The sequence below is a fragment of the Providencia sp. 21OH12SH02B-Prov genome, assembly GCF_027362595.1.
In the GTDB taxonomy this organism is placed as follows: Bacteria; Pseudomonadota; Gammaproteobacteria; order Enterobacterales; family Enterobacteriaceae; genus Providencia; species Providencia zhejiangensis.
Map to the genome: position 1 here is coordinate 3940106 of NZ_CP114796.1, position 12808 is coordinate 3952913.

General features: G+C 40.7%; 9 protein-coding genes. 3 read left to right on the plus strand and 6 right to left on the minus strand.

Features of this window, described 5'->3' with window-relative positions; genetic code table 11:
* Window positions 1-8: 8 nt before the first annotated feature.
* The 4 genes from O7C57_RS18170 to O7C57_RS18185 all read right to left on the minus strand — a co-directional run bounded on the left by O7C57_RS18170 (window position 9) and on the right by O7C57_RS18185 (window position 4441).
* Window positions 9-503 (minus strand): fimbrial protein, encoded by a 495-nt coding sequence (locus tag O7C57_RS18170; RefSeq protein ID WP_230085856.1) that lies wholly within the window; start codon window positions 501-503, stop codon window positions 9-11.
* Between the two features lie 9 nt (window positions 504-512).
* The gene (locus O7C57_RS18175) at window positions 513-1250 is read right to left on the minus strand and encodes a fimbria/pilus periplasmic chaperone (RefSeq protein WP_269723416.1); all 738 of its coding nucleotides are present in this window, start codon (window positions 1248-1250) and stop codon (window positions 513-515) included.
* 33 nt (window positions 1251-1283) lie between these two features.
* Complete coding sequence (locus O7C57_RS18180; RefSeq protein WP_269723417.1) at window positions 1284-3776, minus strand: fimbria/pilus outer membrane usher protein; 2493 nt, start codon at window positions 3774-3776, stop codon at window positions 1284-1286.
* An 83-nt stretch (window positions 3777-3859) separates the two neighbouring features.
* Window positions 3860-4441: a fimbrial protein gene (locus O7C57_RS18185; RefSeq protein ID WP_154623775.1), complete on the minus strand. Its 582-nt coding sequence runs from the start codon at window positions 4439-4441 to the stop codon at window positions 3860-3862.
* A 1081-nt stretch (window positions 4442-5522) separates the two neighbouring features.
* Here O7C57_RS18185 and zur point away from each other — a divergent pair.
* Window positions 5523-6038, plus strand: a complete 516-nt coding sequence (zur, locus tag O7C57_RS18190) for a zinc uptake transcriptional repressor Zur (RefSeq protein ID WP_154623869.1) — start codon at window positions 5523-5525, stop codon at window positions 6036-6038.
* Between the two features lie 190 nt (window positions 6039-6228).
* Here the strand turns inward: zur and lexA are convergent, their stop codons facing one another.
* Together lexA and O7C57_RS18200 are read right to left on the minus strand one after the other, a co-directional pair.
* Window positions 6229-6852 carry a transcriptional repressor LexA gene (gene lexA, locus O7C57_RS18195; protein WP_154623870.1) on the minus strand — a complete coding sequence of 208 codons (624 nt, stop codon included), beginning with the start codon at window positions 6850-6852 and terminating at the stop codon, window positions 6229-6231.
* A gap of 136 nt (window positions 6853-6988) precedes the next feature.
* Window positions 6989-7363 (minus strand): diacylglycerol kinase, encoded by a 375-nt coding sequence (locus O7C57_RS18200; protein ID WP_154623871.1) that lies wholly within the window; start codon window positions 7361-7363, stop codon window positions 6989-6991.
* A 114-nt stretch (window positions 7364-7477) separates the two neighbouring features.
* Between O7C57_RS18200 and plsB the strand changes: the two genes are divergently transcribed.
* Window positions 7478-9946 (plus strand): glycerol-3-phosphate 1-O-acyltransferase PlsB, encoded by a 2469-nt coding sequence (gene plsB / locus O7C57_RS18205; protein WP_269723418.1) that lies wholly within the window; start codon window positions 7478-7480, stop codon window positions 9944-9946.
* A gap of 753 nt (window positions 9947-10699) precedes the next feature.
* On the plus strand, window positions 10700-12796 hold the full coding sequence (locus tag O7C57_RS18210) for an inverse autotransporter beta domain-containing protein (protein WP_269723419.1): 2097 nt from the start codon (window positions 10700-10702) through the stop codon (window positions 12794-12796).
* Window positions 12797-12808 lie beyond the last annotated feature (12 nt).

The window sequence follows — 12808 nt, forward strand, 5'->3', positions numbered from 1 at the left end:
TTTCGCCCTTATTGGTATTCAACTTTAAGCGTTGCATTGGCTGTAAATTTACGTGCAGGCAAATTGACACCACTTTGTTTTACCAAAACAGCAAATAATTTAGGCGGAGTATCTAAATTAAAAGGGCGTTTTTTCTTAATAGGTAAGTCTTCCGTACCCGCTTTAAACAGCACCGCTAAACCATCAACATCTGTCTTTAAAGAACGTTGGTCAAAAGTGGAAGGGGTACCATCAACAAACAACGTTAAATTCGGCTTTCCACCACCAACACAACTCACTTCATACTCTAAAGGTTGCTTATAGAGGTCGCCTTCGATACGTGTCGTCATAACATCACCAAAGTCAACCTCAATGGCGCGTCCATTATTAATTGAACAGGGTTTTGCTAAAACTTCACCTCTCACTTCCACAAATAAATACCCTGAAAAACCTAAGGTATAAGGCGTATGGAAAATAAGCCCTAGCAGTAATAACCGTGTAAAATATTTAATAGACATCATCATGTTATAACCTTATTTTCTAGGTACCACAGAGCATTGACTAGCATTACAAGTAAATTTCAAATCAACGGTGCCACCAAAGTCATTAAGATAAACCAGGGTCGGGGACATCCCAATATCGCCAGCGCTACTGCCTAATGCCATTTCTCCCTTAGGGGGAACCATAATCGGTTCAAATTTATCAACGTCGCTAGTCCCTTTTTTCAATCGGGTAATAGACATAAAGAATGGAGAAGGGTTTTTCACTACATAGTTTTGGCCTTGCTTAACAATTTTTATCTCATTCTCTTGAGGAATAATTTCCATTCTTTCTTTTTTAACAATGTCTTTCGGACGATAAAAAAGTTTAATTTTTGTTTGTAAGGCAATTTGCAAAACATTAGGTTTATCGCTACGAGGAGGAATTTCTCTAACGTTCAAGTAATAGACACTTTCACGGTCTTGGGGCAACTGTGAAATAGCGGGTACCGATTGTACTTTAATCTGACTTTTCGCATCGGCTTCAATACGATGTACAGGAGGTGTCACAATGAAAGGAGAATTCACCTTCTCGTCTTTTTCATTCTCAATCCATGCTTGTGCTAAATAAGGGTTATTTTTATTTTCATTTGTTAAAACAATGCTGACAGATTTTTCTCCCTCATTATAGATAACACGAGTTCTATCCAATGCAATTGCTGAATAAGCAGATTGTACAAATAATGACGCACTTATTGCAGTTAATATCGGTATAATTTTTGATAAATACATATTTTCACCATTGACCGTAAAATCTATTTTTCATTATTTACATGGCAACAACATAACATTTGCCATGGTTCCATCTATTTTTTCGGGTAATTGAATATGGCAGCGAGTATCGTCTCCCCAAAGAACGTCAAGTGACTCAAGAGGATTAATACCTGCTAAGTATACAAACCCTTTATCAGATACAATCCCAACTTCCTTATTGGATTTGTTGGTTACCGATGCCCCAAAAGGAGGGTAACTATTATCAGCTAATGTAATGGTCGCTAATATTTTTTGACCTTCTATCACATTAAATTTTCGGTAACCAATTGCGCCTTCCGTTAATGTTGCATACTGAGTTGACTGCACCGCTTCTGCATTATCAGGCAATTTATCTAAATCAATTTTTAGGTTGTTACGGTTATAATCCATCACACTGGTAATAACGGCTTTACCGTATTTATTTGTTCTTACCGGCGTAACAGAATTATGTATTGGAACACCTTCAATCCCATTGGTATCAATTAAAATACGTGAACCACCACTTACTGAGTTGTTTCTATGCAATGCTCCACCTTCAGGAGTGATTGTCATCCCTCCCTTAATTTGCATAGATAGTGCACTTTGTTCATCTTGAATATAAGTACCACTCGCATTTAATTGCGCCGCATCCCCCTCGTAAGTATACATACCTGAAGTGGTGAGCTTATCTTTATCCCATGTTCCCGCGGAAATGTTATAACTTTGCCTGTTATCAATTCGACTAAAGTAGTTAACATTATTACTGTGCGTACCTCTGGAATAAGAGCCAGAATAACTGATACTCGAATCGTTATTTTCTAATGGAATATTTAAGTTAACGTACACACCATCATCAGTCGTTTCACGACTTTTAGTTCGATAAGCAGTCAAACTTAAACTGACGTTTTTCATCTTACCAATATCGAAATAATTAGATACCGTCATGTTATATTGATTCGATGAAGGACGGTTCCAATAAGTTTGGTGTGAATAGTTTAAATACAGGTTCGTGTTGTAGTCAGGAAGCGCTGTACCAAAAATAATGGTATACAGCTCTTTACCGCTATCTATCGTATCGCCGTTATAACGACGATCAATAAACTGAGGCATGCTCATATAGTTTCTTTCAGAAAAGCGGTAACCAGCAAACGTAATTTGGCTATTAATTTCATCGAACTGTTTGGAATAGGTAATGTTATAAGAGTTACCACTTAACGTACGATTATTATCAATATTGCCCATTTGCGCCCGAGAGATATTGATGTTACCCGATAACACACCAAACGGCGCAAAGTCACGACCAAAACCAATCGCTACGTTTTGATATTCTGAAGAAGCTAATAAGCCACCATAAATTGTTGTATTATTTGTCGCCCCCCAAGATAACGAGCCTAAACTAAACTCAGGGCCTTGCGTATTATGTTCGTCTTTGGTCGGTTTTCCCAAGACGAATTGATAAATAAGTTGTCCTGGGCGAGTCAAAGTCCCCAGTTTTGATGTTTCCACTTTATAGCTCGTGACACTTCCATCCTGCTCTTGAATAGTCACATCCATGGTACCGCCACCAAACGAGTTAACGTCTTGGATACGGAATGGCCCAGGACTCACTTCTGTTTGATAAATAATACGGCCATCTTGTTTAACGATAACGGTGGCGTTAGTTTTTGCTACCCCTGCTATTTCAGGTGCATAACCCTGTAAGCGAGGCGGGAACATTGATTCATCCGTTTCTAAACTCACCCCGAGATAGCGAAAACTATCAAACAAGGTTGAGGATAGATATTGTTCACCGAGAGTTAAACGAGCACTGAGTGAACGAATTGCACGGTAAGCATAGAGTTGGTTCCAAGCCCATGATTGGCTACGTTTATTGAGCTCTCCGTTTTGTGATTGCCAATCTGCTCTGAAACGCCATGGTCCGATATTGGCGCCCATAGTCCCTGTTGCAGTGATACCTGTTTGCGTTCCCTTCCCATTGCCTTTTTGCTCTTTGACCAAACGACCCGTTGCGTTATAGTCAAGAAAAGCGCCTAAAATACCATCATCCCAGCGAGTAGGGGGATCCCAGCTTGCATCTTGGTACTCCATATATGCTTGCGGTATTTTAATTTTTAACGTGTTTTTAGCTAAATCCCCCTGAAAACTCATTTCAGGGATGCTACGAATATCTAAACATTGCCCATCTTTCAGCCATTGAATTTTATTTTCCCACTCCTCTTTCAACCCTAGCAGTGGATATATTTCTGGCGTAATACAAGCCAAAGAGACTTTCTTATCATAATTAGGATTAAAAAAAATGACTGGCTGTTCAGCAATTATTTTCGTGTTATTAACTTCAAAATCTAAAGAATAATCACCAGGGGGAACATAATTGGCATGAGAAAACTTACTGAAATCTATATTTTCAGTTCCCTCACCATCTAGAAAATCCGTATTAAAGTCGATAGCCTCTTCAGACCAAACTATCGTTGGAATTAGCATCAAAAGCATTATTTTAGTTATTACATTTAATCTCATGCTTTTCATTTAACTAACCCACTAATAAAAATAAATAAAATAAGGTCATCAACATATGGCGCAAATACGCCATATGTTGGACACATTAAATTTTATTGATAAATAATTTTGAAGTTAGCAACAGTATCAAAACGACCTGTTGTTGCTTTGTTATTAGGATCTTCGTTACCTTTCACATAAGCTTCGAAATGCAGAGTTGTTTCTGAACCATCACCGTTATTTAGGTCATAGCCATTACCAGTACCTGGGAATGGTTTACCGAATTCAACGATTTTGCTTCCACCATCAGTGATAACAATACCCGCGTTCTGTACTTTACCTAAACCAAGTAATTCACCGGTAAAGCCTGTGAAACCAGAAATTGTTCCACCCGTAAAGGTGATTTTTGCGTTTTTGTACGTTTCAGTTGAGCAATTTTTCAGCACGATATCAAATGGACGGCTATCTGAACGGAACTTACCAGATGTTAATTCGTGTAATGCGATTTCACCAAAACGAACAGTTTGATTCAGGTTATCATCATCAATTGAACAAGGTACATCATTGATGAAACCAGTGAATTGAATTTTACCTTGTGAGCTTTCAACTGGAGCAGGATCATCTGCCATCGCAGTCATAGAAACACCCATAGTTAAACCTAATGCCAAACTTACCGCTAATTTATTAAATTTCATAAAGATTTCCTTTAGATATGTAGGAAGTAGCACTCTCTATCCTAATTAATTCCAAAAAAATGAACCCATAAGCGCATTTTCGATTAGAATTAGCATTAGTCAGATTTTCCTTATTCCACTAGTACCTTTTAGGAAGAGATTTTTTTAAAATAAATAAATTAATCCATTTAATTTATTTTTATAAAAAGAAAAAAATTGAAATATTCAATTCATCACTTTAAATATGGAATATTTAATGAGGTAAAATCCTTTTTTCTCCAACCTTTTTCAACGTTGAAGTAAGTAATCAATATATATTCCACAAAACTCAAACAGAACAAAACAGAACTCAAAACTGGATTACTCGTATTTTGGTCACCCATATTTTCTATAGACAATCCTACACAAACGATATTTTTTGTCAAAACTAAACAAAATAAGATGAGCAACCAGTCAATTATGCTGTTATTTTCTTATTTTCAGTTCCAACCCCTTAAAAAAGGCAGCGCCAACTCCTAAAAGTAGTAATAATTAGAAAAATATATATAAAAATGTAAGTTTATATTTATAAAAATTTAATAATTTTTTCTAAAGAGAAAGCCGCCTTATTATAAAGAAATACGTATCACTAGAAAAAAACAACCAAAATCAGTATTAAAACCTAATAAATTAGAATTAAAAAATAAAAAATCAATAAAAATTAAAATAAAAACCTATATTGAATAATGCAGATAAGAAAACTCCCAATTGAAATGTGTTACTGAAGGTTACTTTTTAAATTTAAAGTTACACTTCACTTGTTATTATTTTGTATTGGTTTTGTTTTTATCGTGATAATAAATTACTTATTGCACCAGAGTATAATGGTGCCATTTATAACCCTATTTCACTCACTTTTAGTAACATGCTTAAAATACAATATTAACGTATATTGTGAGATGTGATTTATTTATTTGAATATTAAATGGTTGTGATTTTTTCCTAATACGCTTTTTTCTAAGCCTCACTTTTTATTCATTCTCATTTCAGTCTCTATGTATCATAAAGTTATGGTAAACTTGTCTTCACTATCATTGGGATTTTTGCTGTGGGGTCAACGACCATGAAAATAATGAGTGAGGATAAGCTGCTAGTGATGGCCGAAAGAATTTGCCAATCAAGAGGTGTTAGGCTAACGCCTCAGCGGGAAACCGTTCTACGGCTAATAGCGCAACAACACGGTGCAATAAGTGCTTATGACCTGCTCGATTTGCTGCGTGAAGTCGAGCCTCAAGCCAAGCCACCAACAGTCTATCGTGCGCTTGAATTTTTAATGGAACAGAGCTTTATTCATAAAATCGAATCGACAAATAGCTATGTTATCTGCCATCACTTTGACAATCCTAGCCATATCTCAGTCATGTTGATTTGTGATCATTGCGGTGGCGTAGCAGAAAGTGATTGCGGAACCATAGAAGCTGCTATTTTAGATTTAGCTAATCAAAATCAATTTCAACTCCGTCATACCGTCGTTGAGAACCATGGTTTATGCCGAGTATGCAGTGAGTTAGCTAGCTGTAAAGACCATGAGCATTGTCATCATGACCATGAACAACCTATTAAGACAAAGAAAAAGTAATCACTAAGACAATAAAATAGACAAAACACACTATAGTAGAGCGTAATATTTTATTTTATGTCTCTTAATAAGTCGGGTGCACAGATAAACTCACTAATGAGTAAAAGAAAGGTATCGCAGGCAGACTCCTAAAATAGATACATAGTAAATCTGCCAGCAATATTTTTGAGGGTATTTTATGGCGCTAACATTAGCACCAATCACCATTACGGATCACGCCAACCGCTAGCCCTTCAATTGTAAAATTCTGCTGACGCAGATCAACAATAATCGGAGCAAATTCTGCATTTTCAGCGATTAACTCAACACGGTTACCTTGCTGCTTAAAGCGTTTCACAGTCACTTCATCTTCAATACGTGCGACAACCACTTGCCCATTGCGGACATCTTGTGTTTTATGCACAGCTAAAAGGTCGCCATCCATAATCCCAATGTCCTTCATTGACATACCATTAACACGTAATAAAAAATCAGCATGGGGCTTAAATAGAGCAGGATCCACTTGATAATGACTTTCAATGTGCTCTTGAGCCAATAGAGGTTCGCCAGCAGCAACACGTCCAATCAAAGGAAGCCCCTGAACTTCAGCATCATTTTCTTCTTCAAGTAGTAAACGGATACCACGAGAAGCCCCTGAAACAATCTCAATGACCCCTTTACGTGCCAAGGCTTTAAGGTGCTCTTCTGCCGCATTAGGCGAACGAAAACCAAGGCTTGCTGCTATTTCAGCGCGTGTAGGTGGCATACCCGTCTGAGAAATGTGATCGCGCACCAGATCATAAACCTGCTGTTGTCTAGCCGTCAGTGCTTTCATCTCGTTCCCCTGTTTGTTTATACAGTCAGACTGTGAGTATATACAGGTAAATGAAGTTTTGAAACACTTAAATCACTGAAGTGCCATATTTGTTGAAAGCTCATCAAGGATTTATCGATTTGCGACAATTTCGACATTAGCCAGCAAAATAGTGTTGCCATAAAACGGTTGCCCAAATAACCAACGCGAGTCCAATGGTCACAAACACCGCGGCAGAACCGATATCTTTAGCTCGACCAGACAATTCATGATATTCACTGCCCACGCGATCAACCACCGCTTCAATTGCACTATTCAGTAATTCAACAATCGCCACCAGCACAACAGAACTGATCAACAATAATCGATCGATATAACTCACATCCAACCACAGCGCGATAATGACGGCAATCAATGCCGCAACAGATTCCTGCCGAAAGGCCGCTTCATTAATCCAAGCCGCCTTTAATCCTTTAAGGGAATACCCCGCAGCCTTTATTACACGAGTCAATCCCTTAGTTTGGTTCGCCATATTTATTCCTCAAAATTACAAACAATAATCATTTTTTGCGGTCAAAGTTAATCATTTGCCAGTTGATTTCTGGTATGCTTGCGAAGCATTGTTAACAAGAGGCTATAATCATTTATGTCACTATGGCGTAAAATATATTACAACACGTTGAATTTACCACTTAAATTACTGGTAAAGAGTAAACTCGTTCCAACAGACCCGATATCAGAACTGGAATTGGACACCAGCCGGCCCACGTTATACGTGTTGCCTTATCATTCCAAGTCTGACCTTTTAACATTACGTCACCAATGCTTATCGATCGGTCTACCTGACCCGTTGGTCGATAATGACATTAATGGCACTAAATTACCGGCCTATGTCTTCATTGATGATGGTCCGAGAGTCTTTCGCTACTACTCACCAAACCCACGTAAAGAGTCAGTAAGAATATTCCATGCATACCTAGACTTGCATCGTAGTAATCCGAATCTCGATATTCAAATGCTACCTGCATCCGTGATGTTTGGTCGTGCACCTGGACGAGAAGGCCATACACCGGCTCCCCCCTTACGCTTACTCAACGGTATCCAAAAATTCTTTGCCGTGATTTGGCTTGGGCGAGATAGTTTTGTCCGTTTTTCGCCAACCGTATCCATGGGAGTGATGGCGCAAGAGCATGGTACCGATACGATTATTGCGAATAAACTAGCACGTGTTGCCCGTATCCATTATTCACGTCAACGCCTCGCGGCGGTTGGTCCGAAACTGCCTGCCCGCCAAGATCTTTTCAATAAGCTATTAACCTCAAAAGCGATTGAAAAAGCGGTTGAAGATGAAGCACGTAGTAAAAAAATTCCACTGAAGAAAGCACAGCAAAATGCCGTCAATATGATGGAAGAAATTGCGGCTAACTTCTCTTATGAAGCAATACGCTTGACGGATAGAGTATTAGGCTGGACTTGGAACCGTTTATATCAAGGGATCAATGTTCAGCATGCGGAACGCGTTCGTCAGTTAGCGCAAGATGGCCATGAAATTGTGTATGTGCCATCACATCGTAGTCATATGGATTACTTATTGCTTTCTTATGTTCTGTATCATCAAGGGTTGGTCCCCCCTCATATCGCGGCAGGTATCAACTTAAACTTTTGGCCAGCAGGTCCAATTTTCCGCCATTTAGGCGCTTTCTTTATACGCCGTACGTTTAAAGGAAACAAACTTTATTCGACCGTATTTCGTGAATATCTCAGTGAGCTGTTTGCACGGGGTTATTCCATTGAATACTTTGTTGAAGGTGGACGCTCTCGCACAGGTCGCTTGTTGCAACCCAAAACAGGCACACTGTCGATGACACTACAGGCCATGCTACGTGGTGACTCTCGCCCTATTACTATCGTACCGATTTATATTGGTTATGAACATGTCATGGAGGTGGGGACCTATGCAAAAGAGCTACGAGGTGCTGAAAAGGAGAAGGAAGGCTTCTTTTCGATGGTACGAGGCCTGCGTAAATTACGTAATTTAGGTCAAGGCTACGTTAATTTTGGCCAGCCGATTTCGTTAACACAGTATTTAACGAAACATGTGCCTCATTGGCGTGATTCTATCGATCCTATTGAGCCTCAAAGACCAAGTTGGTTAAACCCTGTTGTGAGTGGTTTGGCCGATAATATTATGGTGAATATCAATAACGCAGCGGCTGCCAATGCGATTAACCTTTGTTCAACGGCACTACTGGCTTCACGTCAACGCTCTCTAACGCGTGAACAACTGATTGAGCAAGTCGAATGTTACCTGCAATTATTACGTAATGTTCCTTATACTGCGGATACAACGACACCCAATAAAACCGCCGAGCAATTGTTAGAACATGCTTTGCAGATGGATAAATTTGAAGTCGAAAAAGATAGCATGGGGGATATTATTATTCTGCCTCGTGAAAATGCTGTTTTAATGACCTATTATCGCAATAATATCCATCACCTTTTGGTCTTACCATCACTGATATCAAGTATTGTGCTACACCATGAGCGCATCAGTCGCCAAGATATCCACTATCAGGTTGGGCAAATTTACCCGTTCCTCAAAGCAGAACTATTTATGCGCTTTAATAACGAATCTTTGATAGAGGTCGTTGATACTTTAATTGATGAACTCAACCATCAACAGTTGGTATGCGTGAAAGAAGACGGCGTCGTGGTACTCAATCCTCGTCGTATTCGACCGTTGCAGCTACTTGCCGCAGGTGTCCGCGAGACATTACAACGCTATGCGATTACGCTTTCTCTACTCAATGTGAGCCCTGAAATTAGCCGTAATACCTTAGAGAAAGAAAGCCGCATGCTTGCTCAGCGACTTTCTGTGCTGCATGGCATTAATGCACCGGAGTTCTTTGACAAAGCTGTCTTTTCAACTTTAGTGGAAACACTCCGAGAAGAAGGCTATATCGATAACGATGAAAACGACATTTTTACGGCCAACGCGAAAAAACTGTATTCTGTTATTTCACGTTTAATGTCGCCAGAAATACGTTTAACTATCGAAAGCGTCAGCCAGCCAGAAGAGCGTTCTGCTGAGAAAGACCCCGCAAAAGAAGATTAGTTAGTTTACTCTACAACCCTAAACTAAGGGGGAATGCGTCTAACATTCCCCCTTATTTGTATCCATCCCGTCAGCTATACCGACTTAGCCCAAAATCACATACCGCTTCATCAAGACCCACTTAAATAGGAATATGTCACTTGTTGAAGGTGCTGACGATAAGCGTTCTTACCGTTTCTGAATGAGTCCCTATTATTTTAAGGTTCAATATTCCTGACAGAAAACGAATTCAACATATCGCGACGTGATTTTGAATTAATAGAAGAAAACGTCAATCACCTAAAGACACATTGGCTAAGAGGTTGTGAATTGATTAGTGCAAATGAACATAGCTAATAATACGCGGCTTGGAATATGACGAGTATAAAAAAGTGATCTTAATTGATAATACATTCCCCTTCCTTAATTCATCCCACCGTTTCTGACTTCCTATTTAATCCAAACAAGTACGTTCTCATTATTAGCCTGAATATATACATTACACGTCAAAACGAGACAGCAATATTGAGTCAGGTTTTAATATCCACAAACCAAATAAAGCACAGACTTATATAGCAATCAATTATAGATACACAACTCAATATCTGCCTATCGCACTTTATTATTGGTGTTTAGCACTCTGGAGCGTTCAGCTATCGTTATTGTTGAAATAACCTAATAACTGATCTCTCTAAGTAAGGTAATTAGCATTTATTACCCAGCTATCAGCAATGGAAATACCTTCCTAAAGGAAGGAATAAAAGGAATAGATCAATGATTTTTGGTATTAACCATCACAGTATCAAATCATCTCAGAGGCACTTATTACTTCCCGTTTTACTGTCCGTCTCCATCATGCCCGCAGCGACAGTATTTGCGACGGACTTTGTGGGTGAGGTGGAAGTGAAACCTTACTATTTGCGAGCAGGAGAGACCGTTTACAGCGTGGCTCATCAGTATGATCTGACCGTGGAGGAACTGAAAACCCTGAATCAAATGCGTCAGTTTCCCCGCGCTTTTGAACAGCTATCGGCAGGAGATGAAATTGATGTTCCAAGCACACACGCAATAAAGGCCGCTAACAAAAAAACGACAACAAAAGAGCAGGCTGACCAACAAGATCATGAAATACAGAACTGGTTGTCTCGTACTGCTCCCGACTTTTTTGAGTCTATGAACACACAAAGTCCTAACGAGTATCTTTCCAGACAAGCCAAAAATATGGCCGTTACCAAAGCCTCATCAACCGTAGAAAACTGGCTGAATCAGTATGGCACTGCACAGATTGGTGTGCAGCCGGGAGACAAACTGTCACAGAGTACCCTATCTGCTGACATGCTGCTCCCCCTGTATCAAAACCCGGATTGGCTCGTCTTCACCCAGTTCGGTGGGCGAAACCTTGATGAGCGCACCACGCTAAACTTAGGGGGTGGAGTTCGTCGATTCAATGACCAATGGATGTATGGTGTAAACACCTTTTATGACATCGATATTACCGGTAATAACCGTCGAGCCGGTATCGGGGGGGAGTTGTCGTCCGATTACCTACGTTTCTCTGCTAATGGTTATCTACGACTCAGCAACTGGCATCAGTCACGGGATTTTGACGACTATGATGAACGACCAGCCAATGGGTTTGATATGACCGCCAGTGGCTGGTTACCGTCTTATCCACAGCTTGGCGGCAAACTGAAATATGAACAATATTTCGGGGATGAAGTGGCGCTGAAAGATAAGGATACGCGTAGTCAGACTCCAAAAGCGATCACGGTGGGAGTGAACTATACCCCTTTCCCATTGGTCACCCTCGGCGCTGACTGGCGTAAAGGAAACGGGAGCGATGAACTTCAGCTGCAAGCAAAACTGACCTATTCATTAGGCGTGCCTTGGAAAGATCAAGTGTCATCTGCCGCAGTAGCGAATCTACGCACGCTCTCAGGCAACCGTATGGCACTGGTAGAGCGTAATAACAACATCGTGCTCGAATACCGTAAACAGGAACTTATCAGTCTGATACTGCCACAGGTCATCCGCGGCCGTGGCGCTAGCCAGCAGTTAGTCAACGCCATTCTGAACGCAAAATACGGCGCTGAACGCGTGGAGTGGGGAATGCTTAGTGCATTCTCATCCAAAGGCGGGAAAGTGCAGTCTGCTGGCAAAAGTCTGACTGCTTGGCAGATACGCCTACCAGCTTGGCAAGCGGGGTCAACGAATACCTATACCCTGAGTGCCAGCGCATGGGATGGAAAGGGAAATGCGTCAAAACCGGTCTATGTCACGGTCATTGTGGACGCTGGGCTTTCTAACCGCTACTCACGTCTAACAGTGGGGTCAGATTCACTGAATATCGCTCAATCCGAAATATTGACTCTGACGATGCGAGATGAACAAAACGCACCGGTAACGGGGCTGGCTTCCTCTATTCAGTTGCCATTTACCTTCAAAACACAGAAAGATGGGCCATCCCTGTCGCCTTCGCAAAGTGGTATTAAGTTGGCAGCATTGAAAGAAACGGCTCCCGGTGTTTACACCACCACCATAACAGCTGGAAAGCTTCCCGGCACACTTACCCTGACCCCACAGGTAGATGGTATCAGTATCGCGTCGACGACAGTAGAAGTGATGGCAGCCCCCGTGGGGATACAGATATTTCGAAACGGTACCGCCATGACAGGGCATCCTGTGGTTGGTGATGTCCTGACTGCCACCCCAGACTGCCAAGATAACTGTATTTTGCCAACCGCGTGGCAGTGGGAAGTAGAGACAACTCAAGGGTCAGGACAGTATCAGCCTATAAGTGGCGCGACAGCCATTACGTATACCGTCACGACAGAGATGCAAAAGCGCAGACTGCGAGTAACGGCACAATAAATACGCCCATCG